This is a genomic window from Aromatoleum sp., from assembly GCF_036675785.1.
GTDB lineage: Bacteria > Pseudomonadota > Gammaproteobacteria > Burkholderiales > Rhodocyclaceae > Aromatoleum.
The window spans coordinates 24,350-50,353 of sequence record NZ_JAKFEF010000038.1 but is presented as its reverse complement, the minus strand read 5'-3'; the positions used below and the strand labels follow the sequence as shown (position 1 = coordinate 50,353).

At 70.5% G+C, this 26,004-nt stretch carries 25 protein-coding genes; 9 read left to right on the top strand and 16 right to left on the bottom strand.

Annotation, left to right across the window (positions count from 1 at the left end; genetic code table 11):
- Positions 1-24: 24 nt before the first annotated feature.
- Together hda and V6M37_RS09545 are read right to left on the bottom strand one after the other, a co-directional pair.
- Positions 25-696 carry a DnaA regulatory inactivator Hda gene (gene hda, locus V6M37_RS09550; RefSeq protein WP_332672658.1) on the bottom strand — a complete coding sequence of 224 codons (672 nt, stop codon included), beginning with the start codon at positions 694-696 and terminating at the stop codon, positions 25-27.
- Positions 693-1,796 carry an AI-2E family transporter gene (locus V6M37_RS09545; protein ID WP_332672656.1) on the bottom strand — a complete coding sequence of 368 codons (1,104 nt, stop codon included), beginning with the start codon at positions 1,794-1,796 and terminating at the stop codon, positions 693-695. Before V6M37_RS09545 ends, hda begins: the two co-directional genes overlap by 4 nt.
- 151 nt (positions 1,797-1,947) lie before the next feature.
- Between V6M37_RS09545 and purM the strand changes: the two genes are divergently transcribed.
- From purM to V6M37_RS09525, 4 genes are all read left to right on the top strand, one after another.
- Complete coding sequence (purM, locus tag V6M37_RS09540) at positions 1,948-2,994, top strand: phosphoribosylformylglycinamidine cyclo-ligase (protein WP_442881005.1); 1,047 nt, start codon at positions 1,948-1,950, stop codon at positions 2,992-2,994.
- A gap of 153 nt (positions 2,995-3,147) precedes the next feature.
- Positions 3,148-4,290, top strand: coding sequence for an efflux RND transporter periplasmic adaptor subunit (locus V6M37_RS09535; protein WP_332672655.1), 1,143 nt, complete (start codon positions 3,148-3,150; stop codon positions 4,288-4,290).
- Positions 4,291-4,302: 12 nt separating this feature from the next.
- The gene (locus V6M37_RS09530; RefSeq protein WP_332672654.1) at positions 4,303-7,377 is read left to right on the top strand and encodes an efflux RND transporter permease subunit; all 3,075 of its coding nucleotides are present in this window, start codon (positions 4,303-4,305) and stop codon (positions 7,375-7,377) included.
- A gap of 155 nt (positions 7,378-7,532) precedes the next feature.
- Positions 7,533-8,804 carry a hypothetical protein gene (locus V6M37_RS09525; RefSeq protein WP_332672652.1) on the top strand — a complete coding sequence of 424 codons (1,272 nt, stop codon included), beginning with the start codon at positions 7,533-7,535 and terminating at the stop codon, positions 8,802-8,804.
- On the opposite strand, the gene miaA is transcribed toward V6M37_RS09525, so the two are convergent.
- Positions 8,799-9,746 carry a tRNA (adenosine(37)-N6)-dimethylallyltransferase MiaA gene (gene miaA, locus V6M37_RS09520; RefSeq protein WP_332672650.1) on the bottom strand — a complete coding sequence of 316 codons (948 nt, stop codon included), beginning with the start codon at positions 9,744-9,746 and terminating at the stop codon, positions 8,799-8,801. The two genes, V6M37_RS09525 and miaA, sit on opposite strands and share 6 nt — an antisense overlap.
- A gap of 107 nt (positions 9,747-9,853) precedes the next feature.
- Between miaA and V6M37_RS09515 the strand changes: the two genes are divergently transcribed.
- The 5 genes from V6M37_RS09515 (at position 9,854) to V6M37_RS09495 (ending at position 14,461) form a co-directional block, all read left to right on the top strand.
- On the top strand, positions 9,854-10,735 hold the full coding sequence (locus V6M37_RS09515; RefSeq protein WP_332672648.1) for a DUF6279 family lipoprotein: 882 nt from the start codon (positions 9,854-9,856) through the stop codon (positions 10,733-10,735).
- A 145-nt stretch (positions 10,736-10,880) separates the two neighbouring features.
- Positions 10,881-11,729 carry a DNA ligase gene (locus V6M37_RS09510; RefSeq protein WP_442881008.1) on the top strand — a complete coding sequence of 283 codons (849 nt, stop codon included), beginning with the start codon at positions 10,881-10,883 and terminating at the stop codon, positions 11,727-11,729.
- Between the two features lie 219 nt (positions 11,730-11,948).
- Positions 11,949-12,866 carry a MipA/OmpV family protein gene (locus tag V6M37_RS09505; protein WP_332672646.1) on the top strand — a complete coding sequence of 306 codons (918 nt, stop codon included), beginning with the start codon at positions 11,949-11,951 and terminating at the stop codon, positions 12,864-12,866.
- On the top strand, positions 12,856-13,668 hold the full coding sequence (locus V6M37_RS09500) for a lysophospholipid acyltransferase family protein (RefSeq protein ID WP_332672644.1): 813 nt from the start codon (positions 12,856-12,858) through the stop codon (positions 13,666-13,668). Before V6M37_RS09505 ends, V6M37_RS09500 begins: the two co-directional genes overlap by 11 nt.
- A gap of 16 nt (positions 13,669-13,684) precedes the next feature.
- Positions 13,685-14,461 (top strand): glycosyltransferase family 2 protein, encoded by a 777-nt coding sequence (locus V6M37_RS09495; RefSeq protein ID WP_332672642.1) that lies wholly within the window; start codon positions 13,685-13,687, stop codon positions 14,459-14,461.
- On the opposite strand, the gene fabG is transcribed toward V6M37_RS09495, so the two are convergent.
- The 13 genes from fabG to V6M37_RS09430 all read right to left on the bottom strand — a co-directional run bounded on the left by fabG (position 14,442) and on the right by V6M37_RS09430 (position 25,958).
- Complete coding sequence (gene fabG / locus V6M37_RS09490; protein ID WP_332672640.1) at positions 14,442-15,161, bottom strand: 3-oxoacyl-ACP reductase FabG; 720 nt, start codon at positions 15,159-15,161, stop codon at positions 14,442-14,444. The two genes, V6M37_RS09495 and fabG, sit on opposite strands and share 20 nt — an antisense overlap.
- Positions 15,158-15,637 (bottom strand): hotdog family protein, encoded by a 480-nt coding sequence (locus tag V6M37_RS09485; RefSeq protein WP_332672639.1) that lies wholly within the window; start codon positions 15,635-15,637, stop codon positions 15,158-15,160. Before V6M37_RS09485 ends, fabG begins: the two co-directional genes overlap by 4 nt.
- The gene (locus tag V6M37_RS09480; RefSeq protein WP_332672637.1) at positions 15,634-16,443 is read right to left on the bottom strand and encodes a beta-ketoacyl synthase chain length factor; all 810 of its coding nucleotides are present in this window, start codon (positions 16,441-16,443) and stop codon (positions 15,634-15,636) included. Before V6M37_RS09480 ends, V6M37_RS09485 begins: the two co-directional genes overlap by 4 nt.
- Positions 16,440-17,636: a beta-ketoacyl-[acyl-carrier-protein] synthase family protein gene (locus V6M37_RS09475; RefSeq protein WP_332672635.1), complete on the bottom strand. Its 1,197-nt coding sequence runs from the start codon at positions 17,634-17,636 to the stop codon at positions 16,440-16,442. Before V6M37_RS09475 ends, V6M37_RS09480 begins: the two co-directional genes overlap by 4 nt.
- Before the next feature lie 175 nt (positions 17,637-17,811).
- The gene (locus tag V6M37_RS09470; protein WP_332672633.1) at positions 17,812-18,534 is read right to left on the bottom strand and encodes a class I SAM-dependent methyltransferase; all 723 of its coding nucleotides are present in this window, start codon (positions 18,532-18,534) and stop codon (positions 17,812-17,814) included.
- On the bottom strand, positions 18,531-19,331 hold the full coding sequence (locus V6M37_RS09465) for a polysaccharide deacetylase family protein (RefSeq protein ID WP_332672632.1): 801 nt from the start codon (positions 19,329-19,331) through the stop codon (positions 18,531-18,533). Before V6M37_RS09465 ends, V6M37_RS09470 begins: the two co-directional genes overlap by 4 nt.
- A gap of 5 nt (positions 19,332-19,336) precedes the next feature.
- Positions 19,337-21,757 carry an MMPL family transporter gene (locus V6M37_RS09460; RefSeq protein WP_332672630.1) on the bottom strand — a complete coding sequence of 807 codons (2,421 nt, stop codon included), beginning with the start codon at positions 21,755-21,757 and terminating at the stop codon, positions 19,337-19,339.
- Positions 21,754-22,353, bottom strand: coding sequence for a LolA-related protein (locus tag V6M37_RS09455; RefSeq protein WP_332672628.1), 600 nt, complete (start codon positions 22,351-22,353; stop codon positions 21,754-21,756). The genes V6M37_RS09460 and V6M37_RS09455 overlap by 4 nt, the downstream gene beginning before the upstream one ends.
- A gap of 21 nt (positions 22,354-22,374) precedes the next feature.
- The gene (locus V6M37_RS09450) at positions 22,375-23,334 is read right to left on the bottom strand and encodes an LpxL/LpxP family acyltransferase (protein ID WP_332672626.1); all 960 of its coding nucleotides are present in this window, start codon (positions 23,332-23,334) and stop codon (positions 22,375-22,377) included.
- On the bottom strand, positions 23,331-23,633 hold the full coding sequence (locus V6M37_RS09445) for a 3-hydroxylacyl-ACP dehydratase (protein WP_332672624.1): 303 nt from the start codon (positions 23,631-23,633) through the stop codon (positions 23,331-23,333). The genes V6M37_RS09450 and V6M37_RS09445 overlap by 4 nt, the downstream gene beginning before the upstream one ends.
- Entirely contained in the window at positions 23,630-24,973 is a 1,344-nt protein-coding gene (locus V6M37_RS09440) for an AMP-binding protein (RefSeq protein ID WP_332672622.1), read from the bottom strand. Before V6M37_RS09440 ends, V6M37_RS09445 begins: the two co-directional genes overlap by 4 nt.
- Entirely contained in the window at positions 24,970-25,668 is a 699-nt protein-coding gene (locus tag V6M37_RS09435) for a hypothetical protein (RefSeq protein WP_332672620.1), read from the bottom strand. The genes V6M37_RS09440 and V6M37_RS09435 overlap by 4 nt, the downstream gene beginning before the upstream one ends.
- Positions 25,665-25,958, bottom strand: coding sequence for a phosphopantetheine-binding protein (locus V6M37_RS09430; protein ID WP_332672618.1), 294 nt, complete (start codon positions 25,956-25,958; stop codon positions 25,665-25,667). The genes V6M37_RS09435 and V6M37_RS09430 overlap by 4 nt, the downstream gene beginning before the upstream one ends.
- Between the last annotated feature and the right edge of the window lie 46 nt (positions 25,959-26,004).

The window sequence follows — 26,004 nt, the reverse complement described above, 5'->3', positions numbered from 1 at the left end:
GCCCGGGGCCCGCTGCTGCGCCGTTCATATCTCGAGTCCGGTCTGCATCATCTCGCGCAGCAGCGGCAGCGTGACCGCCCGCTTGCGTTCGAGCGACGCGGCGTCGAGCGCGTCGAGCACTGCGAGCAGGCTCGGCACGTCGCGCCGTCCGTGGCGCAGCAGGAAGTCGGTGACGTCGTCGGCGAGCCGCAGCCCGCGGCGCTCGGCGAGGGTCCGCAGGATCGCCGCGCGCGCTTCGTCGTCGAGCGGGCGGACTTCGTAGACGAGGCACTGGCCGACCCGCGTGCGCAGATCCTCGCGCAGCGCGAGCTGCAGCGGCGGCGCATCGCCCGCGAGCAGCAGCGTCTGACCGTTGCGGCGCGCCCGGTTGAACGCGTTGAAAAGGGCGATCTGGGCGTCGGCGCCGAGCGCGTGGAGGTCGTCGACGGCGAGCAGCGCGTCCGCGGTCTGCGGCAGCTCGCCGCCCGCATCCGCAGCCCGGAGGTAGAGCGCGGCGCGGCCCGCGGTCGCCGCGGCGCTCACGGCGGCGCGCAGCAAGTGCGTGCGCCCGCTGCCGGGCGGGCCCCACAGATATACGTGTGCCGGAAGGGTCGCGATCGTGTCGAGCGCGGCGAGAAGCTCGTCGTTGCCGCCGGCGACGAAATTGCCGAGCGTCGGGGGCGCGTCGGGGCGGATGTCGAGTACGAGCTGCTTCATTTGCGCGCCTCTTCGATGTGGATCGCGTCGGTTTCGTCGCCCCGGTAAAGGTGGCTCGACAGCCACGCGGTGCGCACCTCGCGCAGGCCGACGAGGATCGCCGCGCTCACCGGCAGCGCGACGAGCACGCCGACGAAGCCGAACAGTTGGCCGAAGGCCATCAGCGCGAAGATCACGACGACCGGATGGAGTCCGATGCGCTCGCCGACGAGATAGGGCGTCAGCACGAAGCTTTCGAGCGCCTGACCGAGGCTGTAGACGATTGCGACGCCGACGAGCGGCGACCAGCCGTCGGCCTGCAGCAGCGCGGTCAGGATCGCGAGGACCAGGCCGCCGCCGAAGCCGACGTAGGGGATAAACACCAGCAGCCCGGTGATCACGCCGACCGGCAGCGCGAACTTCAGGCCCGCGATCCACAGCCCCGCGGCGTAGAAGACCGCGAGCAGCAGCATCACCGACAGCTGTCCGCGCAGGAATTGGGACAGCACCGAGTCGATGTCATTGACGATGCGCATCGCCCGCGGCAGCAGCGGCCGGGGAATGATGCTGCGGGTGTTGTCGAGCAGCTGCGGCCAGTCCTGCAGCAGGTAGAACATCACGACCGGGACGAGGAACGCCATCGCCAGCAGGCCGATCAGCGCGCTGCCGCCTTGCCGCAGGTGGCCGAGGATGACCGGCACGAGATCCTGCGCGGTGCTCCAGTTCTCGGTGATCCACGTTCGCGCGAAGGCCGCGTCGAGCTGGAAATCCACGCCGAAGCGCTCCTGCAGCATCGGCGAAATCCGGGCGTTGAGCAGTTCGATCAAGTCCGGCAGCCGTCCGACGAGCGTGAACGCCTCGCGGTAGATCATCGGGGCGAGGATCAGCAGCAACAGCAGCAGCACCGCGCCGAGGCCGAGGATTACGAGCAGGACCGCGAGCGGCCGGGGAATGCGCCGTGCGACCATCCAGTTTACGGCCGGGTCGCAGATATATGCGAACACCCCGGCGATCACGAACGGCGCGAGGATCGGGCCGAGCGCGTAGAACAGCGCGACGAGCGCGATCGCGACGCCGGCCCAGACGGCGGTTTGCATTCGGTCGGCGCGGGAAGGGGTCATTTCGAGTAAAATCGCGGACTTGGCGCGGCGCTCGAAGGCTCTTCGAGCACCCGCGAAACCCGTAAATGTAGCCACTTGATGTTGCGGCCTCAAGTTTCCCCGCGTCGCGGGACCGGCCGAAACACGCATTCCGTTCGCCAGAGGACCGACCTTGAGCTCCCCGAAACCTTCGCTTTCCTACCGTGATGCCGGTGTCGATATCGACGCCGGCGACGCCCTCGTCGACCGCATCAAGCCGCTCGCGAAACGCACGATGCGCCCCGAAGTGCTCGGCGGCATCGGCGGTTTCGGCGCGCTGTTCGAACTGTCGAATAAGTACCGCGAGCCGGTCCTCGTGTCGGGCACCGACGGTGTCGGCACGAAGCTGAAGCTCGCGTTCCAGTTGAACAAGCACGACACCGTTGGCCAGGACCTCGTCGCGATGAGCGTCAACGACATCCTCGTGCAGGGCGCCGAACCGCTGTTCTTCCTCGACTATTTCGCGTGCGGCAAGCTCGACGTCGACACGGCCGCCGCGGTCGTCGGCGGCATTGCGCGCGGCTGCGAACTGTCGGGTTGCGCGCTGATCGGCGGCGAGACGGCCGAGATGCCGGGCATGTACCCCGACGGCGAGTACGACCTCGCCGGCTTCGCGGTCGGCGCGGTCGAGAAGTCCGAGATCATCGACGGCTCGAAGATCGTTCCGGGCGACGTCGTGCTCGGCCTCGCGTCGAGCGGCGCGCATTCGAACGGCTACTCGCTGATCCGCAAGATCATCGACGTTGCGAAGCCCGACCTCGACGCCGATTTTCACGGCCGTCCGCTGCGTGACGTGATCCTCGAGCCGACGCGGCTGTACGTAAAGCCGATGCTCGGCCTGATGGCCGCGATGCCCGGCGTCGTCAAGGGCATGGCCCACATCACCGGCGGCGGTCTCCTCGAGAACGTGCCGCGCATCCTCGGCGACACGCTCGCCGCGCGCCTCGACGCGTCGTCGTGGACGCTGCCGCCGCTGTTCCAGTGGCTCAAGGACGCCGGCAACGTCGACGCGCAGGAAATGTACCGCGTGTTCAATTGCGGCGTCGGCATGGTCGTCATCGTTGCGGCCGAGGACGCCGACGCGGCGACGGCGAAGCTCGAAGCGGTGGGCGAAACCGTCTATCGCCTCGGGCGCATCGAGTCGCGCACCGCCGGCGAAGCGCAGACGACCGTCGCCTGAGCCCGAGTTGCCGCGTGGGGCGGAGCAGGCTGAAGGCCTTGGCCCGCGAGCGGTCGATGGAAGAGCAACGGGTGCGCCGCCGCGGCGCGCCTGATTTTTGAATCGTTCCCAGCTCCGTTGCGGGCTGCCACGTCACCAGCGCATCCGTCCTTCATGCCCGCCCGCCGTCACCTGATCGCCGTTCTGAGTCTTGCCGGAGTTGCCGCGCTCGCGGGCTACGCGTACTACGCGAACCGCAGCCCTGCGACGCCCCAGCCCGCCGCGGCGACGACTGCGCCGGGAAAGGGCGCGCCGGCTCCTGCCGCCCCGGTCGGCGTCGAGACGGTTGCGGTCGTCGCGGAGACGGTCGCCGACGACGTCACCGCGGTCGGCACGCTGCGTTCGAACGAATCGGTCGTGTTGCGGCCCGAGGTCGCCGGCCGGATCGCGGCGATCCGCTTTCGCGAAGGGACGCCGGTCAAGCGCGGCGAGATCCTCGTCGAACTGGACGCGGCCGTGCAGCAGGCGGAAGTGCAGCAGGCGAAGGCGAACCTCGCGCTGGCGCACGCGAATTTCGGCCGTACCGCGGACCTCTTCAACCGCAAGTTCCTCAGCCAGAGCGCGCGCGACGAAGCGGCCTCGCAACTCGAAGTCGCGCGCGCGAACATGGCGCTCGCCGAAGCGCGCTTCGAGCGCACGCGCATCCGCGCACCGTTCGACGGTGTCGTCGGGATCCGCAACGTCAGCGTCGGCGACTACGTCAAGGAAGGAGACGACCTCGTCAATCTGGAAGACCTCGCGACGCTGAAAGTCGATTTCCGGCTGCCCGAGCTCTATCTCGCGAAGGTCCGCCGCGGTCAGGCGCTCGAAGTGACGTCGGATGCGATTTCCGGTGAACGCTTCGACGCGACGGTCGCTGCGATCGACCCGCTGATCAACGAAGAGGGGCGCTCGGTCGTGATGCGGGCGACGCTGCCGAACAAGGGCGGCCAGCTGCGCCCGGGGATGTTCGCGCGGGTGCGGCTGATCCTGCGCGAGCGCGCGGATGTCGCGATGGTGCCGGAGGAGGCGCTGGTGCCGGCGCCGGGGAACGTGCAGTTCGTCTACCGTGTCGTCGACGACAAGGCGCAACGCGTCGAAGTCACGACCGGCGCGCGGCACGGCACGCGCGTCGAAGTTCTCGGCGGCCTGCGGCCAGGCGACGTCGTCGTGACCGCCGGGCAGCTCAAGTTGCGTGACGGCGCCCCGGTGCAGGTCGTGCGCTCGGGCGCCGAGAGCGCGTTGCCGGCGGCGAGTGCGGCCGACCGCGCCGGCTGACGGAGGAGACCGATGGTCCTGTCGGAAATCTGCATCAAGCGCCCGGTCTTCGCGACCGTGTTGTCGCTGCTGGTGCTGCTGATCGGGCTGATGTCGTACTCGCGGCTGACGGTGCGCGAGTATCCGAACATCGACGAACCGGTCGTCACCGTCGACACGACCTACCAGGGCGCCAGCGCCGAGATCGTCGAATCGCAGGTCACGAAACCGCTCGAGGACTCGCTCGCCGGGATCGAGGGCGTCGACGTGATCTCGTCGATCAGCCGCCAGGAGCGCGGCCAGATCACGATCCGCTTCCGCATCGAGCGTGACGCCGACAGCGCCGCGGCCGACGTCCGCGACCGCGTCTCGCGCGCACGCCGCCAGTTGCCCGACGATATCGACGAACCGGTGATCGCGAAAGTCGAGGCCGACGCGAGCCCGATCATCTGGATCGCGTTTTCGTCGGATCGCCATTCCTCGCTCGAACTCAGCGACTTCGCGAGCCGCGTCGTGAAGCCGCGGCTGCAGACGTTGTCGGGCGCCGCCGACGCGCGGGTCTACGGCGAGCGGCGCTATTCGATGCGCATCTGGCTCGACCGCGACCGGCTCGCGGCGTTCGCGCTGACGCCGCAGGACGTCGAGGATGCGATCCGGCGCCAGAACGTCGAGTTACCGGCCGGGCGCATCGAGAGCCGCGAGCGCGAGTTCTCGGTCGTCGCGCAGACCGATCTCGACGAGCCGCAGGAGTTCGAGTCCGTCGTCGTGCGCGAGCCGCAGACGCCCGATGGCCGTCCGGTGACGATCCGCGACGTCGGCCGCGTGGAAATCGCCGCCGAGAACGAGCGCACGCTCGTGCGCTTCATGGGCCGGCCGTCGATCTCGCTCGGCCTGATCAAGCAGTCCGTCGCGAATCCGCTCGATCTCAAGCGCGGGCTCGACGAGATGATGCCGGTGCTCGAGGCCGAGTTGCCCGAAGGCATGAAGATGGACATCGCGAACGACACGACGGTGTTCATCGACCGCTCGATCGAGTCGGTGTTCTCGACGATCTGGGAAGCGGTGGTGCTGGTCGCGGTGATCTGCTTCTTCTTCCTGCGCAACTGGCGCGCGATGCTGGTGCCGCTGGTGACGATCCCGGTGTCGCTCGTCGGCGCGTTCACGCTGATGCTGATGTTCGGCTTCTCGATCAACACGTTGACGCTGCTCGCGCTCGTGCTCGCGATCGGCCTCGTCGTCGACGACGCGATCGTCGTGCTCGAGAACATCTACCGGCACATCGAGAACGGCATGGACCCGGTGCAGGCGGCGTTCCGCGGCGCGCGCGAGATCGGCTTCGCGGTCGTCGCGATGACGATCACGCTCGCCGCGGTGTATGCGCCGGTTGCGTTCATGACCGGACGCACCGGAAAGCTCTTCACCGAATTCGCGCTGACGCTCGCCGGCGCGGTGATCGTGTCCGGCTTCGTCGCGCTGACGCTGTCGCCGATGATGTGCTCGAAGCTGCTGCGCCACGAGAAGAAGCACGGCCGCGTCTACAACGCGATCGAGCGCTTTCTCGGCTGGCTGACGAACGGCTATCGGCGCGCGCTGACGACCGCGCTCGGCCTGCGCTGGGTGGTGATGCTCGCGTTCGTCGTCGTCGCCGGCACGTCGCTGGTGCTGCTGAAGGCGCTGAAGAGCGAACTCGCGCCGGTCGAGGACCGCGGCCGCGTCGTCAGCATCTTCTCGGGACCCGAGGGCGCGACGATCGACTTCATGGCGCGTTATGCGGGGCAGGTGGAAACGATCTTCGCGGGCGTGCCCGAAGTTGACCGCTACCTCGTGATCTCCGGCAACCCGACGGTGTCGCAGGGCATCTCGTTCGCCGGCTTCCGCGACTGGGCCGAGCGCGAGCGCAGCGCCGCCGATATCTCCGCCGAGCTGCGGCCGAAGCTCGCGGCGATCCCCGGTCTGCAGGCGTTCCCGGTCCTGCCCGCGGCGTTCGGCCAGAGCTCGCGCAGCCGTCCAATCAGCTTCGTGATCACGACGTCCGAGTCGTACGACGAGCTCGCGCGCCACACCGAGTCGATGCTCGACGAGATCGCGAAGCACCCCGGCTTCGTGTCGCCCGACACCGACCTCAAGCTGACGAAACCCGAACTCGCCGTCGACGTCGACCGCGACCGCGCGGCCGACCTCGGCGTGCCGGTCGACGTCATCGGGCGCACGCTCGAGACGATGCTCGGCGGCCGGCAGGTGACGCGCTACAAGAAGGACGCGGAGCAGTACGACGTGATCGTGCAGGTCGAGGCGACGAGCCGCACGGTCGCGCGCGACATCCGCGAGATCTTCGTGCGCAGCGCGGACGGCGCGATGGTGCCGCTCGCGAGCCTCGTGAAGGTCCGCGAAACCGTCAGCCCGCGCGAACTGAACCACTTCGGCCAGCGCCGCTCGGTGACGATTTCGGCGAACCTCGCGCCCGGGTTCGCGATGGGCGAGGCGCTCGCCTACCTCGAAGAGACCGCCGGGCGCGTGCTGCCGGCCGGCTACGTGATCGACTACGACGGCCAATCGCGCGAGTTCAAGACCAGTTCGGCGAGCCTCGCGCTGACCTTCGTGCTCGCGCTCGCGTTCATCTATCTCGTGCTGTCGGCGCAGTTCGAGAGCTTCCGCGACCCATTCATCATCATGCTGACGGTGCCGCTGTCGATGACTGGCGCGCTCGCCGCGCTGTACTTCACCGGCGGCACGCTGAACGTCTACAGCCAGATCGGTCTCGTCACGCTCGTCGGCCTGATCACCAAGCACGGCATCCTGATCGTCGAGTTCGCGAACCAGTTGCGCGACGACGGTGCGGCGCTGCGCGATGCGGTCATCGACGCGTCGGTGCTGCGGCTGCGGCCGATCCTGATGACGACCGGCGCGATGGTGCTCGGCTCGATTCCGCTCGCGCTCGCGACGGGAGCCGGCGCCGAGAGCCGCCAGCAGATCGGCTGGGTAATCGTCGGCGGGCTGCTGCTCGGAACCTTTTTCACCTTGTTCGTCGTGCCGACGGTCTATACGCTGCTCGCGAGCCGCGAACGGACGCGCATCGAGGAGGAAGCGCCGGCGCCGGAGGTCGCGTGAGCGCTTGCCGCCCGATGCGCTCGACGGATTTTCGGACGCGTCGCGCTCCGGTCTCGTGAGCCGACGCCGCGATCCGAATCCGCCTTCGCGCCCCGAGGTCCGATATCCGTCGCCAAAATCTTTCCCGCCCGCGTTCGGCGGTCGCCGCGTGGCTGATGGTCGCGCTCGTGCTGCTGTCGCTCGCGCACGGCGCGGGGAGCGGCGTTCCGGCGTGGCCGGCCGGGCTTGCGGCCTGGGGCGCGGGCGTCGCGCTGTGGCCGCGCCTCGACCGCAACCAGCAGCGCTTCGCGATCGTGCTTTGCGCGCTCGGCGGCGTCGCGCTGGTCGCGGCGCTCGCCCGCGGGATTCCGCCGGCGTGGGCCGGGTTGTTGACGCAGAACACCCCGCTCCTCGGCATGCTCGCCGCGGTCAGCTTCCTGCAGCTCGTCGGCATCGCCGGGGATGAGGAAGCGCGCCCGCTGCCGCGCGGGCGGCGGGCGCTGTGGCAGACCGTCGCCGGCGTTCATGTCGTCGGCGCGGTGATCAACATCTCGTCGGTGTTCATCGTCGTCGAGCGGCTCGCGCGGTCCGGGCGTTTGACCCAACGGCAGGCCATCGCGGTCGCGCGTGGTTTTCTGGCGGCGGCGCTGTGGTCGCCGTTCTTCGCCGCGATGGCGGTTGCGCTCACCTACGCGCCCGGCGCCCGCCTCGCCGACGTCGCGTTTGCCGGCGTGCCGCTCGCCGCCGCGGTGTTGTGGCTCGCGGTGCGCACGCTGCCGCAGCCGGCCGCGGGCGAACCCGCCGAGTTCACCGGCTTCCCGATGCATCCGTCCGCGCTGTGGCTACCGCTGCTGCTGACCGTCGTTGTCGGCGCCGGGCATTTCCTGCTGCCGGGCTGGTCGTCGCTCGCGATCATCAGCGGCGCCGCGCTCGCGATCGGGGCGCTGGCGGTGCTCGTCGCGAGCGGCCCGGCGGACGGCGTCGAGCGGATCGGCAACCACGTCACGCACCGCCTGCCCGCGATGGCGGGCGAGCTGATGCTGTTCCTCGCCGCCGGGGTGTTCGCGACGGGGTTGCAGGCGGTGCTGCAGCTCGATCCGTTGGCCTTGCCCTTCACCCGTTTCGGCCCACTGCAGGCGGCGGTCGTGCTCGCCGTGATGATCGCGTTCGCGGGCATCGGCGTGCATTCGGTGGTCACGATCGTCCTCGCGTCGGCGTGGCTGTCGCCGCTTTTGCCGGACCCGACGCTGCTCGCGATGATGTTCCTCGCGAGCTGGGGCATCGGGCTCGCGATCAACCCGATGGCGGGCGTGCATCTCGCGCTGCAGGGACGCTTCGGGCTCTCCGCGCATGGCCTCGCGCGCGCGAACCTGCGCTACTGCGTCGCCAGCTACCTCGCCGCCGTCGCGTGGTTCTTCGTCGTCGCGTGGTGGCGCGGCGTGCTATGAGGGGGCGAGCAGTTTCTGCGCCGCCGCGGTGACGGCTTCGGCCAGGTCGGCGCGCAGGCAGTCGAGTTCGACGAGTTCGGGCCACGTCTCGCGGAACTGTCGCTGCCACGTGAGCTGCCGCTTCGCGAGCTGACGCGTCGCGGCGATGCCTTTGAAACGCATCGCGTCGTAATCGTCGAGGCCGTCGAGACAGTCCCAGATCTGACGGTAGCCGACGCAGCGCATCGACGGCATCGTCGGGTCGAGCCGGTAGCGCGCGCGCAGCCCGCGCACCTCTTCGATCAGGCCGTCGGCGAGCATCTGGTCGAAGCGCTGCGCGATGCGCGCGTGCAACACGCCGCGGTCCGACGGCGCGAGCGCGATCGGCAGCAGCCGGGCCGGCAGCGGTTCGGCGTCGCGGCGCGCGTAGCTCTCGGCGAGGGGGCGGCCGGTCAGCCGCACGATCTCGAGCGCGCGCTGGATGCGCTGCGCGTCCGTTGCTTCGAGCCCGGCCGCGGCGGCCGGATCGAGCCGCGCGAGCTCGGCGTGCAGCGCCGGCCAGCCGAGGCGCTCCGCCGCCGCGTCGATCTCGGCGCGCAATGCCGGGTCCGCCGGCGGCAAGTCCGACAGGCCGTCGCGCAGCGCCTTGAAGTACAGCATCGTCCCGCCGGCGAGCAGCGGGATGCGGCCGCGCGCGCCGATCTCCGCGATCAGCCGCAGCGCGTCGGCGCGAAAGCGCGCGGCGGAATAGCTTTCCTCGGGCGACACGACGTCGATCAGGTGGTGCGGGCAGACGCTGCGTTCTTCCGCGGTCGGCTTGGCGGTGCCGATGTCCATCTCGCGGTAGACGAGCGCGGAATCGACGCTGACGATCTCGACCGGCAGCGCGCGGGCGAGCGCGAGCGCGGAGGCGGTTTTGCCGCTCGCGGTGGGGCCGAGCAGGAGGAGGGCGGGGGGCAGCATGCGGATGTCGGGCGCGGGAACGGCAGGGGGTGGATTGTAGCCGGGGGCGGCAGCCGCGGCGCGCGGCGCTGCTGGAACCGGACGGGCGACGCCCGCTCTGAACTCTCATGCGTTCGCATCGCCCGACCGTCCTGCTACTGATTTCGGCGCTGTGCTGCGTCGTGCTCGTCGCGACGGGCTGCAGCATGCCGACGCTCGCGTATCGCAACGCGCCGACGCTGATCAGCTGGCGCGCGGGCAGCTATTTCGACCTCGATCCGGCGCAGCGGGCCGAGTTCGAGCAGCGGCTCGAGCGGGTGCATGCGTGGCACCGGCGCGAGGAGTTGCCGCGCGTCATCGCGACGCTCCGGGAGGCGAGGCGGAGGACCGACGGCGAAGTCTCGCTCGCGGACGCGAAGTGGCTGGTCGGCGCGGTGGAGGACCACTACCGTAAGGCGGCCGCGCGCACCGTCGACGAATCGGCGGACCTGATCCCGACGCTGCGGCCGGAGCAGTTCGCGACGCTCGAGCGCAAGCTCGCGGACGTCGACGAAGAGTTCGTCGAGGAATGGATCGACGCGTCGCCCGAGGAGATTCGCGACGCGCGTATCGAACGTGCCACGAAGCGTGCGGAGGAGTGGCTGGGCCGCCTCGATCCGGCCCAACGCACATGGCTGCGGTCGCGGCTCGACGAAATCCCGATCGACTACCGCGCGGCGCGCGCCGACCGGCTGCGGCGCCAGGCGGAATTCCTCGCGCTGTTACGCGGTGACGCGACGGCGACGCGCACGCGGATGGACAGCACCGCGGTGGTCGCACCGCTGAAGCGCTGGGTGGTCGATTGGGACCACGGCCGAAGTCCCGGCGAGCTCGCGCGGGTCGCCCGGCTGATCCGCGATTACAGCGCGCTCTATGTCGAACTCATCAACGGCGCGACGCAGGAACAGCGGGACCATTTGCGGGGGCAGGTGGACGCGTACATCGACGCGCTGTCGAAACAAATGCCCTAGCCGGCGCACATGGCGATAAAATTCTAACGTCATGTTTTGCGCCGCGCCGTCACCGATGATCCCGCTCGTTTTGCATGTCTTCGTGCTTCTCCGGGGTGGGCGGACCTTCGTGCCCGCTGCGGCCCGCGCAGCGTATGGTTCGGCGTTGGCGCGACGCCTGCCGGCCGTCCTCTTCGCCGCGTTCGTGCTCGGGTCGGCGCCGGTGGCGCGGGGCGAGCCGCCGTCCGTGCCCGCCCCGACCCTCGCCGCGGTGTATCGCGACGAAATCGATCCGGCGGCGTACTGGGTCAGCGAGAAGCTCGACGGCGTGCGGGCGTTGTGGGACGGACGGGTGCTGCGCTTTCGCAGCGGGCTCGCGATCGCGGCCCCGCCATGGTTCGTCGCAGGCTTGCCGCGACAGGCGCTCGACGGCGAGCTGTGGATCGCGCGCGGCGCGTTCGAGCGGCTGTCGGGCGTCGTGCGCAAGCGCGAGCCGGTCGACGCGGAATGGCGGCAGGTGCGTTATATGGTGTTCGAGCTGCCGCAGGCGCCGGGGAGCTTCACCGAACGGCGCGCGGCCATCGCGTCGATCGCCGCGCGCGGGCCGGCGTGGCTGCAGGCGGTCGAACAGTTCCGCGTCGCCGACCGGGAGGCGCTGCGCCGCCGGCTCGATGACGTCGTCGCAGCCGGCGGCGAAGGGCTGATGCTCCATCGCGCGGACGCGAAGTGGGTCGCGGGCCGCAGCGACGTCCTCCTGAAACTGACGCCGTGGCTCGACGCGGAAGCGCGGGTCGTCGCGCATCGGCCCGGGAAGGGGCGGCTGAAGGGGATGCTGGGCGCGCTCGAAGTCGAGTCGCCCGACGGGAAGCGTTTCCGCATCGGCACCGGTTTCACCGACCGGCAGCGCCGCGATCCGCCGGCGATCGGCGCGACGGTGACGTACCGCTACCGCGAGCTCACCGCAAAGGGAATGCCGCGCTTTCCGCGCTTCCTCCGGGTGCGCGACCTGCCTTGATCGGTCCCGCTGCGGTCACGCCCGCGGCGCCGCGGCGGACCTTGGCGCAGTTGCTCCGGCATCCCGGGGTTCTGCGCCGTCGCTTTTCGGCGGCTTCCGCGACCTGCCGGCCGCGGGGGCGTGAACTACTTCCTCCGTGGCGGCCGGCGTCGTTCCGGCCGCTGCCTCAGCCGGTATAATTCCCAGGTTTCGCGTCATTCGGATCGATCCGGAGCAGCTATGGTTTCAGAAGCAGGTTCGAGCCGGATCACGGCCGGGGCGGGCGGGCCGGCGCGGACGGGGGCCGGTATACAGCGCCGCCCGGCGCTCGGGATACTCGGCGCCGTCGCGCTCGCAGCGGGCCTGTCCGGCCCCGCGGGGGCGGCCGAAAAGCCGTTGTGGGAACTCGGCGCCGGCGTCGGCGTGCTGCATTTCCCCGCGTACCGCGGCTCGGACGAGAGCCGCCAGTGGGTGCTGCCGGTGCCGTACGTGATCTATCGCGGCGACTTCCTGAAGGCGGACCGGAAAGGCATCCGCGGGACCTTCTTCGACAGCGAACGCGCCGAACTCAGCCTCAGCCTTGCGGCCTCCCCGCCCGCCAGCAGCGACGACGTCGAGGCGCGCGACGGGATGCCGGACCTGAAGCCGACCGTCGAGATCGGACCGTCGCTGGACGTCGAGCTGTGGGAGTCGAGCGACGAGCGGCACCGGCTCGGCGTGCGTCTGCCGCTGCGGGTCGGCGTCACGCTCGAGAGCAGTCCGCGCTCGACCGGCTGGCAATTCACGCCCCAGCTCAACTTCGACTGGCGCAATCCGGCCGATCTTGCCGGCTGGACGCTCGGGCTCGTCGCCGGCCCGATCTTCGGCGACCGGCGCCAGCACCGTTACTTTTACGAAGTCGCCCCGCGATTCGCCAGACCGGGGCGACCGGAGTACGAGGCGCACGGCGGCTACGCGGGCACACAGTTTCTCGCGGCGCTGTGGAAGCGTTATCCATCCTGGTGGATCGGCGGCTTCGTGCGTTACGACAACCTCGCGGGAGCCACCTTCGTCGACAGTCCGCTCGTGAAGACCCGGCACTACTTCGCCGCCGGTTTCGCCGTGACCTGGCTGATCGGAGAATCCTCGCGGCGCGTCGAGACCGACGATGTCGAATAAGCGCCCGGCGCTCGCGGGACGCCTGCGCACCCTGTACGAATACGTGCTGCTGTATGCCGGTCTCGGCTACCTCGGCGCGATGTGCCTCGCCTGGACGCCGTTCGCGATCGTGCTGCATCCGCTGCTACCGGCCGCGCGCGCGCGCCGCCTCGGCCGCCTCGTGATCACGATGGCGTTTCGCAGTTACACCCGCTTCCTCACCCGCATCGGCGCGTGCCGCTTCGATCTCGAAGCGCTCGATGCGCTTCGCGCGGAAGGGCCGCTGATCCTCGCGCCGAACCATCCCTGCCTGCTCGACGCGGTGATGGTGATTTCGCGGCTGCCGAACGTCGCGTGCATCCTGAAAGCCGGTCTGATGGACAACGTCTTTCTCGGCGCCGGCGCGCGTCTCGCCCGTTACATCCGCAACGATTCGCCGCTGCGGATGGTGATGAGCGCGAACGCCGACCTCGCCGCCGGCAGCCATCTGCTGATCTTTCCGGAAGGCACGCGCACGGTGCGGCGGCCGGTCAATCCGATGATGAGCAGCGTCGGCCTGATCGCGCGCCGCGCGAAGGTGCCGGTGCAGACGATCTTCATCGAGACGCGCTCGCCTTACCTGTGCAAGGGCTGGCCGCTGTTCCGCAAGCCGGAAATGCCCGTCACCTACCGCGTGCGGCTCGGCAAGCGCTTCGACCCGCCGCGCGACGTGCAGGGCTTCATGCGCGAGCTGGAAAGCTATTTCGCGCGCGAGCTCATCGACGCGGACCTGCCCGACCTGCCGGTGCAGGCCCGTGTGACGCCGTCGTCCGTGACCGCGTAAGCGAAGCGCCGATCCGATGAACACGGCCTATCCGGCGACGACGCACCTGCTGCTGATCCCGAGCTACAATCCGGGGCCGAAGGTGTACCAGACGGTGCACGAGGCGCGCCAGCAGTGGATGCCCGTGTGGGTCGTCGTCGACGGCAGTACCGACGGCACGGCGGAAGGCTTGCAAGCGCTCGCCGAGAGCGACCCCGGCCTGCGCGTGATCGTGCTGCCCCAGAACGTCGGCAAGGGCGCCGCGGTGCTCCACGGCATCGAACTCGCCGCCGCCGAAGGCTTCACTCACGTGCTGACGATGGATTCGGACGGACAGCATCCGGCCGACCTGATCCCGCAATTCATGGCCGCTTCGGTCGCGCGCCCCGACGCGATGGTGCTCGGGTTGCCCGTTTTCGACGCGAGCGCGCCGGCATTGCGGGTTCGCGGGCGCAAGGTGTCGAACTGGTGGGCGAACCTCGAGACGCTGTGGATGGGCATCGGCGACTCGCTGTTCGGCTTCCGCGTCTATCCGATCCTGCCGCTGATCCGCGTGATGCGCGGCCAGCGCTGGATGCGGCGCTTCGACTTCGACCCGGAGGCGGTGGTCCGCATGGGCTGGCAGGGCGTGCCGCCGGTGAATCTTCCCGCGCCGGTGCGGTATTTCCGCGCCGACGAAGGCGGGGTGTCGCACTTCAACTACGCGCGCGACAACCTGCTGCTGACGTGGATGCACACGCGGCTTTTCTTCGGCTTTCTCGCGCGGTTGCCGCTGCTCGCGGCGCGCCGCCTCGTCAGATCATCCCGCCGTTGATCGAAATGACCTGGCCGCTGATGTAGGCCGCGCGGTCCGACGCGAGAAAGCCAACGAGGTCGGCGACTTCGTCGGGGCGCCCGGCGCGCTTCATCGGCACGAGGCGCGCGACCGCGGCGGCATCGAACGCGCCGGCGCTCATCGTCGTGTCGATGATCCCCGGCGCGACGACGTTCACGGTGATCCCGCGGCTCGCGAGCTCCTGCGACAGCGATTTGCTCGCCGAATGCAGCGCGCCCTTCGCGGCGGCATAGTTCGCCTGGCCGCGGTTGCCGGTGATCGCCGCGACCGAGGAAATCGTGATGATGCGGCCCCAGCGCGTGCGGATCATCGGCATCGTCAGCGGCTGCGTGACGTTGAAGAAGCCGTTCAGCGACACGTCGATGACGTGTTGCCACTGCTCCGGCCGCATCCCCGGGAACACCGCGTCGTCGTGGATGCCGGCGTTGTTCACGAGGATCTGGATCGGCGCGCCGGCGAGCAGCGTCGCCAGCGCGGCGGACGTCGCCGCGGCGTCGGTGACGTCGAACGCGAGCGCGGTGGCGCTGCCGCCGGCCGCGGTGATCTCGGCCGCGAGCGCGGCGGCGTGATCGAGATTGCGGTTCGCGTGGATGACCACGTGGCAGCCGTCGGCGGCGAGACGGCGGCAGATCGCGGCGCCGATGCCGCCGCTGCCGCCGGTGACGAGGGCGTGTTTCAAGGCCGGCTCCCGGGCATCGCGTTCGGGCGCGCGTCGGCTTTGAGGACTACCGCGGCGCGTCCGGAGACGAGCGGTTTGCCCGCGGCCTCGACCGCGAAGGTGTAGAGAATGCTGTGATCGTCGCCGGTGACGCGCTCGGCGCGGATGTCGAGGTCGTCGGTGACCGTGTCGAGGCGCCCGACGTGAAGCGTCACGCTGCGCACGCTCGCGAGGTAGCCGACGCGCGGCGCGCCCGTGGCGGACGCGAGCAGCGCGCCGTGCAGGGCCATCGCCTGTGCGGCGTACTCGATTCCGCTCGTCGCCGGCAGGCCCGACGGAGCGCGCAGCGGATTGTCGGCGTCGCGGTGGCTCGACGCTCGGCACCGGATCGTGCCTTCGTCCCACTCCAGTACGCGATCGAGCAGGCACATCCGCCCCTGGTGCGGAATCCGCGCGGCGATCGCGTCGCGCGTGAGTGTTTGCGGCGGGAAGCTCATGCGCTGAAATCGACCGCGAGCCGGGCGTGGTCGAGATAGTCGAGCACGACGCGGCGGGTTTCGCGACGCGCGATCGCGCCGAGCAGCGGCAGGCTGCGCGCGGCCGGAATCGAGCGGCGCAGCGCATCGAGCGCGGGATCGGCCAGTGCGTCGGCGCCGTCGTCGGTAAGTGTTGCCGAGATGCGGCCCAAAGACGCCGGCCCCGGTTCCGGCGTCAGCAGCAGCGCCGCGCCGAACGCGTCCGGCACCGGGCGGGTCGCGAACAGCGGCTCGGGGTAATCGGCGTCGTACGCGATCAGCAAACAGGGGATGCGGTCGACCGCGACCTGGGCGAGTGCTTCGAGGAGGCCCGCGCCGAAGCTGCCGTCGTACGCACAGAGCACCGCCGACGGCGCGGTCGCGCCGGTCGCGATGCTCCAGTACCCGGCCGCGGCGTTGTGCACCGAGTTGTGGAAGCGGGTCGGCGAGATCTGGCGGTCGTCGGACGCGAGCGTCTCGCACAGGTGATGGCAGTTGTAGCCGTCCCCGCCGGAGGATGCGAACACGGTCGCGAGCTCCGCGGCGTTCGCGTGCGCCGACGCGACGGCTTCGAGGCCGATGCTCAACGCGAGCTTGACGACGCGAACCGAACGGCGGCGCTCGGCTGCGGGGAGCAGCTCGGGTGCGACCAACACCGTCTTTTCGCGGGACCACGACGCGCGGCCGGCGAGGATCGCCGCGGCGGCCGGCCAGTCCGGCAGGCCGGGGCCGAGGACGCCGATGCCGGTGACGAACGCGGAGGGAGAGGGACGGACCGAACGGGTCATTTCGCGCTGCCGAGAATCAGGCTGCAGTTCGTGCCGCCGAAGCCGAACGAGTTGCTCAACACGCGCCGCACGGGGGCCGACCGCGTCGCGAGGAGGTAATCGAGCCCCGGTTCGGGAACGTGCGTGTTCACGCCGGCGGGGAGAAAGCCGCCGCGCAGCGCGAGTGCCGCGATGACCGCTTCGACCCCGCCCGCCGCGCCGAGCGTGTGGCCGGTGGCGCCTTTCGTCGAGCTGCATGGCGTCGCCGCGCCGAACAGCGCGGTGACCGCTTTCGTCTCGGCCGCGTCGTTGCTCGGTGTCGCGGTGCCGTGAAGGTTGATGTAGTCGATGTCGCCCGCCGCGAGGCTCGCCGCCGCGAGGGCCGCCTCCATCGCCCGCCGCGCGCCGAGGCCTTCCGGGTGCGGGGACGACATATGGTAGGCGTCGCTCGATTCGCCGACGCCGAGCAGCAGGGTCGCGTCGTCGCCGAGGGCGCGCGCGGTGTCCGGCATCCGTTCGAGCAGCGCGAACGCCGCGGCTTCGCCGATCGAGATGCCGTCGCGCTCGCGGTCGAACGGGCGGCAGGCCCGCGCGGAAGTGAGCTCGAGCGAGTTGAAGCCGTACAGCGTCGTCAGGCACAGCGAATCGACGCCGCCGACGACCGCCGCGTCGATCAGGCCGGCGGCGATCATCCGGCCGGCGGACGCGAACACTTTCGCGCTCGATGAGCAGGCCGACGACACCGCGACCGCGGGGCCGCCGAGTTCGAAAAACGCGCGGACGAAGTCGGCGACCGAATACGGGTTGTGCGTTTCCGCGTAGCGGAAATCCGCGGGGAGCGCGCCGGTCACCGGGTCGCGGCGCCGATAGGCGAGTTCGGTCTGGAGAATGCCGGCCGTGCTCGTGCCGAGGAAGATGCCGACCCGTTCCCGGCCGAAGCGTTCGACCGCGTCACGCACCGCGGCGGCGAAGCCGTCCTGCTCCAGGCCGAGCAGCGCGAGGCGGTTGTTGCGGCAGTCGAAGGCCCCCAAGGCCGGCGGCAACACGACATCGTCGACGCCCTCGACTTCGCCGATCCAGGTGTCGAGTTCGACGGTCTCGAAGTCGCATGGTTTCAGGCCGGAACGTCCGGCGAGCAACGCGTCGCACAGCGGCTCCAGCCCCCGGCCGAGACAGGTCGTGGCGGTGTAGCGGGAGATCAGCAGCGGGGTCACGGCGCCTCGGAAATGCATGAAAAGGCGGCATTTTAGCAAACGGTGCGCGCCGCCCGGCGTCGGAGATGCAACCGTTGGGGGGAGTCCGTCACGGCGCCAGGGCGCCCGCGTCGGCAGGCCGCCCGACGGGAGGGGCCCGATTCGCGGCCCGCGCGGGACTCGCGCGGCGAATCTCCTATGCGGGCAACTGCGCGACCAGCATCACATTTGCAAACGGTTTCCCGTGGCTCATCGGCACCGCGCGCACCGAGAACCCGAGCCGTTCGAGAAGCGCGGTCCAGTCTCGCAGCGGCCGGCAATACATCGTCGGCAGGCGGTGTCCGCGCACGAACGTGACGCACAGGTCGACCGCGTTGCCGACCCGGAAGCGCCAGCCGCCGTCCGCGTCGCCGACCCGCGTGATGAGGCGCCCGCCGCGGGGCAGCGCGTCGCGCACGCGGCGCAGTACGTCCTCCTGCTCGTCGTACCCGAGGTAATGCAGCACGTCGAGGATCGTGACGGCATCGACCTGTCCGAAATCGACTTCACGGATGTCGCCGCGGACGATCTCGACCTGGGGATGATCGTCGCCGAGCGCGCGGTGCGCGCGCGCGACGTCGAGCGGCATCAGCTCGACACCGCGCAAGTGCGCGATGCGCGGCGGCACCGCCCAGTCGTGCGGCCAGTGCCCGGCGTCATACAGCTTGCGTGCGGCGAGCAGCCACGACGCGAACACCGCCTGACCGCAGCCGAGGTCGAGAACGCGCGCGTCGGACGGCAGCAGCCCGTGCTGCAGCAGGTGGCGAAAGATCGGATCGCCGCCGAGCTTGCCGCGCGCGAAGTGGTAGGCGAAGCGCCCCGCGCGGCGGTAGGCGTGAGTCGCGCGGTCGAGGAGGGTGGGGACGAAGGAATCGGTCATGTTCGGGCGGCGTCGAGAGTGACCGGCGTCAGGCCGGCCTGTTTGATCGAGGCGAGCAGCAGCGGCAGTGCGTCGAGGATGACCGGCCGGCCCTGCGGCGAGCGCGCGGCGTTGCCGTCGTGCAGCAGCAGGATGTCGCCGGCCGCGAGATTCTTCTGCAGGATGCCGGCGACCGCCGCGGCGTCGCCGTTGCGCGTGTCGTAGCCGCGCCGCGTCCACGCGGCGAGCTGCAGGTCGAGGCGCGCGAGCACCGGTTCGAGGAAGGGATTGCGCAGCCCGGCGGGGGCGCGGAAGAAGCGCGGCGTGACCCCGCACGCGTCCGCGATCGTCGCTTGGGCAGCGCGGATCTCGCGTTCGAGCCAGCGCGGCCCGTGCAGCGAGAACGTCTCGAAGTGCCGCTCGCTGTGGTTCTCGATGCCGTGGCCGCGCGTGATGATCGCGCGGGCGAGCGCCGGGTGGCGGCGGACACGGTCACCGATCACGAAGAAGGTCGCGCGGACGCAATGTGTGTCGAGGAGGTCGAGCACCTTCGGCGTGACGTCCGGGTCCGGCCCGTCGTCGATCGTCAGCGCGATTTCGCCGCGTGCGGCGGCAGTGGGCGGAAGCCGCATCCAGTTCGGGCCGAGGAGCCGGCTTCGCGGCCAGAGACCCGCTGCCGTGAGCGCGCCGTGATTCACGGCGAGCGCGCCGACAACCCACGGCCACGCTTCGGGCCGCAGCAGCAGGCCCGCCGCCGCCGCAGCGTGCAGCGCGGCGGAGACGCGGATCAGCGGGGTCGGCTTCCACGGACGCGGCATCGGGCTCACCGTCCGGATGCCGACAACGGCGTCGCGCTCCGCGGCTCGGCGCTGCGGCGATCCGCCCGCCCGCCGGCGAGGATCGCCGAGAACAGCAGCGCGAGCACCGCGCCCGGGCCGACCGTGCCGCCGATCGCCTGCAGCACCGGCACCGACGAAAACGCGAGCACGCCGAAGCCGACGACGGTCGTCAGGTTCGCGAACAGCATCGACGCGAGGGTGCGCGGCGACGGCCGCGCGAACGCGTCGGCGCTGTCGAAGAACAGCGCGTAATTCGAGCCGACCGCGACGATCAGCAGCAGGCCGACGAGATGCAGGATCGTCAGCGCGACGCCGGCGAGCACGAGTCCGGCGACGACGACGAGGACCGCCGCGACGAGCGGCGCGAGGACGCGCAGCACGCGGCGCACCGAGCGCAGCGCGACGCCGAGCAGCACGACGACGGCCGCGACGCCGGCGAGTGCGAGCAGGACCGCTTCGCGCAGATAGTCCGCGTACAGCCGGTCCGATTCGCCCTTCATGTCGATGAGGAGCGCCGGTGCGGACGCGAGCGACCCGAGCGCGGCGCGCACCTTTGCGACGTCGAGCTCGTGGGCGTGAGGTCCGGCCGCCGGTGCGCGCAGCGGCAGCAGCGCGGTCCAGCGGTCGCGCTGGGCGACGAGCAGCGAGTCGACTGCGAGCGCGAAGCTCGTGCCATCGAGGTCGGCGCGGGTCAGCAGCGGGGCCGCGCGCGCGGCCGCGACGTCGGAGACGAAAGGCGCGAGCCGCCCCGGCTGCAGCGGCAGGCCGGCGGTCGCCGCGTCGAGACGGTCGGCGAGCTCGCCAGGTTCGGGCAGGCTCGCGCGCCGCGCCTGCTGGACCGCTTGCGCCGGAAGAAAGCGCGCGGGACTCTCGAAGCCGCCGATCGCGCCGTCGGCGACGAGCGGCTGCAGCCCTTGCCCGACCGCGTCGGCCGCGTTCAGTGCGGCCTCCCGGTCGCCGCCGGTGACGACGACCAGGTAGCGGACGTCGGGCGCGCCGAGGTCGGCGCGCAGCGCGGCGTCGAGCGCCTGCTCCCCGGCCGGCACCGGACTCAGCGCCGCAAGTTCGTGATTCCAGACGCCGTCGCGGTGCAGCGGGATCACGACCGCGGCGGCGAGCGCGAGCGCGAGCACCGCCCCACGCAGCCGGCCGGCGGCGTCGATGAGCGACTGGAGACGCTCGCCGAGCGGGCTCACGTCGCGGATGCGGAACCCCGGCGGCACGAGATGGGGTAGCACGAAGCGCGTCGTGGCGGCGGCGGCGACTAGGCCGGCGACCGAGTACAGCCCGAGCTGCGCGAGGCCGGGAAATCCCGAGAACATCAACGCGGCGAAACCGCCGATCGACGTCAGCACGCCGAGCCGGATCGTGCGCCACAGCGCCGCGCCCCCGTTGTTCCGCCGGTCCCCGGCCTCGTCGGCGTGCCCGGACTGCACGAACAGGTAGATCGCGTAGTCGACCGCTTCGCCGATCAGCGTCGTGCCGAAGCCGAGCGTGACCCCGTGCACGACGTCATGACCGAGGCTGACCGCGACGAGGCCGGCCAAGGCGCCGGACACGACCGGCAGCAGTCCGAGCGCGAGCGCAGTCGCCGAGCGATAGACGAAGAGCAGCAGCGCGACGATCAGCGCCGTCGACACGAGCGCGAGGCGCAGGACCTCGCCTTCGATCGCCGCGCGCGAGGCGACCGCGAACTTGCCCGGGCCCGACAGCAGGAGGTGCATGTCGGCGGCGGAAGCCGGCGCGTCGGCGACCGCGTGCGCGAACGCGCGCTCAATCGTCGCGATCGCGTCCTGCTGGCGATCGAGGTCCGAGCCGGCCGCCGCGGTCTGCGCGAGCAGCAGTGCGCGCTGCCCGTCGGGCGACGCCCAGGTGCCGTCGAAGCTCGCCGGCCGCCGGCCGGCGTCGAGCGCTTCGAGAAGCACCACGGTTTCGCCGGTCGGGTCGCGCGGCAGCAGCGATTTCGTCAGCAAGCCGAGCGGGGATGCGAGCAGATCGATCGATTCGCCGATCGCCTCGTGCAGGCCCTCGACGGTGAAGCGCTGCGGCGACACCGCGGGGCTCAGCAGGTAGCGGTTTTCGAACAGCAGCTGGCGATCGCGCTCGCGATGGACCGGCTCGCCGTTCTCGACGACGCCGAACGCGGGGTCCGACCGCAGGCTGCGGGCCAGCGCGCGCGAGACGTCGGCCCGCGCTTTCGCGTCGCCGCCTTCGATGCCGATCAGCAACAGCCGCGACACCATTCCATCCTTCAACTGATCGACGAGGACCTGCTGCTCGGCGGTCGGCGTGCGCGGCAGGAAGGCCGAGAGGTCGCTCGTGAAGCGGGTCTCGCCGATCACCGCGACGCACGCGGCGACGAACGCGAGCCACGCGATCAGCGCGACCGAAAAGCGCCGCGTCATCGGAGCGCCGCCGCGGCGATCCGCATCACCGAACGGTCGCCGTCGGCCTGCAGGATCTCGATCTCGCCGAGCTGCGCACGGCTGCCGGTGATCGAGATGCGCGAGACGACTTCGGCCATCGCCGGGTCGCGCGGCAGGAGCGTCAGCTTCCACCGCTCGGCCGTCCCGCCGAGCGTCAGCGCATAGGTGCGTTCGAGCGTCCCGCGATCGCCAGCGAGCGTCGCGCGGATGCTGTCGACGAAGGCCGCGGCTTCGCGGTAATCGGAGAGCTTGACGACATGCCGGCGCTCGCCGCGCGTGACCGTCAGCGTGTCGCCTTCGAGCACGAGCGACTCCGGGCGGGGCTTCAGCGTGATCTTCTCGAGGCGGTCGGGCGCGCGAAAACGCAGTTCCCCCGACGACTCGACCGGCGCGTCCAGCACCGCGAGATACTTGCGCTCGGTGAAGGTCGCGCGCCCCTCGGCCTGTCTGCCGAGCATCGACATCAGACGTTCGACGTTCCACGCGTCGGCGGCAAGCGTCGGGATGGCGTGAAGCAGTCCGGGTGTCACGAGCACGGACAGAAGCAGCAGTCGGAAAAATCCGGCTCGGGTCACGGGAAGCTCCGCAGGGGACGATCAGGCGTCGCCGCTTTTTGCGGACTGCCAGAAGTCGAAGAAATTGAACCAGTTGTACGGCGCGCTGCGGCCGTAATGGGCGAGCCGCGCGGCGTAGCGTTCGATCGCGTCGCGTTGCGCGGCCGCCCGCGTCTCGCGCGTGACCGCCGTGAAATCGGCGAGCCGCTCGAAGTGGATGTCGTAGCGGTTGCCGCCGCGGTACAGGCCGACCATCAGGATCACCGGGCGTTTGAGCATCGCCGCGATGCGCCACGGGCCCGCCGGAAAGTCGGCCGGCTCGCCGAGAAAATCCACCCGCTGCAGGCCATCCTGCGCGAGGCTGCGGTCGCCGAGCATGCCGACGAGCGCGCCGTCGTCGAGGCGCTCCTTCACTTGCAGCATCGAATCGATACGGCCGAGCGGGATGATGTCATGGCGCGCCGCCGGATTGATCGCGGCGAGCGTGTCGTTGATCTTGCGCGCGTTCTCCTCGTACATGACCATCGCGACGCGCAGGCCCGGCTGCTGCCGTCCGACCGCGCGAACGACCTCGAAGCTGCCCATATGCGCGCCCATCAGGAACACGCCTTCGCCGCGCGCGACGATGTCGGTGACGAGTTCTGCACCGTGGACGCGGATGTCGAAGAGATCGAAACGGTCGTTGATCAGATAGACGCGGTCGTGGATCGTCGACGCGAAGCTGTGGAAATGCCCGAAGACCTCCCGCACGGCCGGCTCGCGGCCGAGCGCGCGCCCGAGCCACGCACGCGACGCGCGCCGTGCGGACGGGGTGAAAAGCAGGAAGTACGCGGCGATCAACCACAGCACGATGCGCCCGACACGCCGTCCCAACCGCAGCGAAATCCATGTCATCAGCCGCAGCGTCGCGTAGTTGCTGCGCTCGGGGCGCCGCGCCCATTCCGCATCGACCGCGACCCCGTCATCGTCGCGGCGCCCGGACGACGAAGATAGATGCGTCATGCCTGCGACGCCCGCAGCGAGCCGGTCGCGACCGGCCAGTCGCCGTCGAGGATGTCGAAACGCCAGGGCCCGCCCGGTTGGCCGGCGAGCCGGATCGACAGCTTCGTTCCGGGGCCGACCGGGCGCAGGAACTTCGCCGACGCGATCTCGCAAGCGGGCAACGGATCGCCGAGGACTTCGCCGAGCGTCTGCACGGCCCAGCCGAGCAGCACGACGCCGGGCAGGATCGGCCGGCCCGGGAAATGTCCGGCGAACGCCGGGTGATCGGCGGCGACGCTGACTTCGCGTTCGTGGATCATTCGCCTGTTCCGCCCCGGCGCTGCAGGTCTTCGAGCGCGCTGCGCGTGAGCTTTCCGGTCGCGTTGCGCGGCAGCGCGTCGACGAACACGAGCGGACGCGGCAGGAACAGCGGGTCGATGCGTTCGCGCAGGGCCTGCAGCAAGTCCGCGCGGTCGAGTCCGGGCGCGACGACGACCGCCGACAGGCGCGCGACGCCGTCCGCCGGTTCGTCGTCCGGCGTGAAGAAACTGCCGTCCTGCACGCCGGGAATCGCGTTGAGTTGGTGGTTCAGATAGCCGAGCGAGCTGCGCTTTCCGGCGATATTCACGAGGTCGGCCGAGCGGCCGTGCAGCAGGAAGCGTTCGTCGGCCGTCGGCTCGATGACGTCGCTGAGCGCGATCCGTTGCTCGACATGGCCGCCGTGCGCCCAGACCCGCCCGTCCTCGAGCGTCAGGCAGACGTCGCGGAAGAGCCGCCACTCCGCGGTATGCGCGGTGCGGCGCGTCGCCGTCTGGCCGGTTTCGGTGCAGCCGTAAATTTCGACGAGCGGGCACTGCAGCCGCGATTCGATTTCGACCGCGAGGTTGCCCGACAGCGGCGCCGTCGCCGACACGACGAGGTCGGCGCGCGGCAGCGGCAGGTCGGCCGCGAGCAGCGTGCGCAGGTGGAACGGCGTCGACACGAGTACGCGCGGGTGCGGCACGACGTCGAGCGCCGCCGCGATGTCGGCTGGGTAGAAGGGGCGCCCGGCCCAGAACGCGCCGCCGCTCAGCAGCGCGAGCAGCACCGTCGACTCGAAGCCGTACATGTGCTGCGGCGGGACCGTCCCGACCAGGGTATGCGGGCAATCGCTCGAGAGCCCGAGGCGGTCGGCCTCGGCGGCGATATTGCGCACTAGCGCGCCCCAGGTCTTGCCGTGCGGCAACGGAACGCCGGTCGATCCCGACGTGAAGACCCACGCGACGAGACGGTCCGGGGCGACCCGCGGGATTTCGCCGGTGTGGACCGCCGCCGCAAGCGCCGGGTAACGGAACTGCGGCAGATCGATGTCGCACGGCAGGGTATCGGTCAGGCAGAACGCGTCGGGTGCGAACGCGACGAGTTGGCGGACCGCTTCGGGCGTATGCGTCGACGGCAGCAGATTCACCTTGCCGGCGAGGAGGCCGGCGACGAGTCCGACGGTGAAGCGGTAGCGGTCGGTACAGACGTTCAGCAGGTGTCCGCCCGGCGGCATCATCGCCGCGACGCGGTGTACGTCTGCGAGAAAGTGCCCGACCGTGATGCGCTCGCCGTCGCGCCACGCGAGCGCGGCGTCGAGCGAGGCGTGGGCGAGCAGCGGTGCGGAAGTCGGCGTCGTCATCGTTCGGCGGCCCCCGTCGGCGTCGAGATCGAGAACGATGCGGGCACGCGGGCGGCGGTGTCTGACGATTTCCGGTACGCGCGCAGCGCGTCGAGGATCGAGCCGCGGTCTTCGCGCGACAGCACGCGGCAGCGCACGGCGTATTCGGTGACGAACATGAGTGTGACGAGCGGAATCGTCAGCAGGTTCGCGAACGTCGACCACGCGGCGAGCGGGCCGAACGCGAACAGCGCGACCGACGCGACGGTGGTCAAACCGAAGAACGAAGTCCAGGCGATCGTGACCTGCCGCGTGTAGCGGGCGAGCGCATCGCTGGGCCGGCCATGGGTCATCTCGGCGATGCGGGTGCACATCGGAAGGTGGCCGTCGCCGAGCGTGCGGCCGAACGCGATGCACAGCAGGCCGTTGGTGCCGGCGTGCTGGACGAAGTACATCCAGCCGACGTTCTGCGCGAGCACCGGCCAGACCAGCGCGAGCGCGACGGCGGCGACCCCGAGCAGCGCGAGGAGAGCCGTTCGGCGGGGCGAGCGCCACGCGAAGCCCGCGGCGATGAGCGCGAAAGGCGCGAGGCCGAGCAGCGCGCCCCACGAAGACGCGTCGACGAGTGCGGTGGTGTAATGCGCGGCGGCGGCCCACGCGACGACGAGCACGACGACCGCCACGCGGCGTGCTGCGCGCGCGAAATACGGCTTCATTGTGTGCGGTTGGCGGCGATGTACTCGGTGAGGCTGCGCAGCGAGCTGAAGATGCGGACGTTGTCCTCGTTGTCCGCGCGCAGCTGGAAGCCGTAGCGTTTCGATACGACGAGCGCCACCTCGAGGATGTCGATCGAATCGAGGCCGAGGCCCTCGCCGAACAGCGAATCGTCGGGCGGAATCGAAGCCGGTTCCAGGTCGAGGTTCAGCGCCTCGACGATCAGGGCAGCGACTTCCAGCTGCAGGGCATCGGTATTGCCCGGGGCCGGGGAGGCAGCAGTGTCTTTCATGAATGGCGTGGTGAATGAGGTTTGTGATCGGGCCGCGGAGCGCTTC

Excerpts from the sequence above, each read along its gene's own strand:
- hda (WP_332672658.1), bottom strand. The coding sequence starts at position 696 with ATGAAGCAGCTCGTACTCGACATCCGCCCCGACGCGCCCCCGACGCTC.
- V6M37_RS09545 (WP_332672656.1), bottom strand. The coding sequence starts at position 1,796 with ATGACCCCTTCCCGCGCCGACCGAATGCAAACCGCCGTCTGGGCCGGC.
- V6M37_RS09535 (WP_332672655.1), top strand. The coding sequence starts at position 3,148 with ATGCCCGCCCGCCGTCACCTGATCGCCGTTCTGAGTCTTGCCGGAGTT.
- V6M37_RS09530 (WP_332672654.1), top strand. The coding sequence starts at position 4,303 with ATGGTCCTGTCGGAAATCTGCATCAAGCGCCCGGTCTTCGCGACCGTG.
- V6M37_RS09525 (WP_332672652.1), top strand. The coding sequence starts at position 7,533 with ATGGTCGCGCTCGTGCTGCTGTCGCTCGCGCACGGCGCGGGGAGCGGC.
- miaA (WP_332672650.1), bottom strand. The coding sequence starts at position 9,746 with ATGCTGCCCCCCGCCCTCCTCCTGCTCGGCCCCACCGCGAGCGGCAAA.
- V6M37_RS09515 (WP_332672648.1), top strand. The coding sequence starts at position 9,854 with ATGCGTTCGCATCGCCCGACCGTCCTGCTACTGATTTCGGCGCTGTGC.
- V6M37_RS09505 (WP_332672646.1), top strand. The coding sequence starts at position 11,949 with ATGGTTTCAGAAGCAGGTTCGAGCCGGATCACGGCCGGGGCGGGCGGG.
- V6M37_RS09500 (WP_332672644.1), top strand. The coding sequence starts at position 12,856 with ATGTCGAATAAGCGCCCGGCGCTCGCGGGACGCCTGCGCACCCTGTAC.
- V6M37_RS09495 (WP_332672642.1), top strand. The coding sequence starts at position 13,685 with ATGAACACGGCCTATCCGGCGACGACGCACCTGCTGCTGATCCCGAGC.
- V6M37_RS09485 (WP_332672639.1), bottom strand. The coding sequence starts at position 15,637 with ATGAGCTTCCCGCCGCAAACACTCACGCGCGACGCGATCGCCGCGCGG.
- V6M37_RS09480 (WP_332672637.1), bottom strand. The coding sequence starts at position 16,443 with ATGACCCGTTCGGTCCGTCCCTCTCCCTCCGCGTTCGTCACCGGCATC.
- V6M37_RS09470 (WP_332672633.1), bottom strand. The coding sequence starts at position 18,534 with ATGACCGATTCCTTCGTCCCCACCCTCCTCGACCGCGCGACTCACGCC.
- V6M37_RS09465 (WP_332672632.1), bottom strand. The coding sequence starts at position 19,331 with ATGCCGCGTCCGTGGAAGCCGACCCCGCTGATCCGCGTCTCCGCCGCG.
- V6M37_RS09460 (WP_332672630.1), bottom strand. The coding sequence starts at position 21,757 with ATGACGCGGCGCTTTTCGGTCGCGCTGATCGCGTGGCTCGCGTTCGTC.
- V6M37_RS09450 (WP_332672626.1), bottom strand. The coding sequence starts at position 23,334 with ATGACGCATCTATCTTCGTCGTCCGGGCGCCGCGACGATGACGGGGTC.
- V6M37_RS09445 (WP_332672624.1), bottom strand. The coding sequence starts at position 23,633 with ATGATCCACGAACGCGAAGTCAGCGTCGCCGCCGATCACCCGGCGTTC.
- V6M37_RS09440 (WP_332672622.1), bottom strand. The coding sequence starts at position 24,973 with ATGACGACGCCGACTTCCGCACCGCTGCTCGCCCACGCCTCGCTCGAC.
- V6M37_RS09435 (WP_332672620.1), bottom strand. The coding sequence starts at position 25,668 with ATGAAGCCGTATTTCGCGCGCGCAGCACGCCGCGTGGCGGTCGTCGTG.
- V6M37_RS09430 (WP_332672618.1), bottom strand. The coding sequence starts at position 25,958 with ATGAAAGACACTGCTGCCTCCCCGGCCCCGGGCAATACCGATGCCCTG.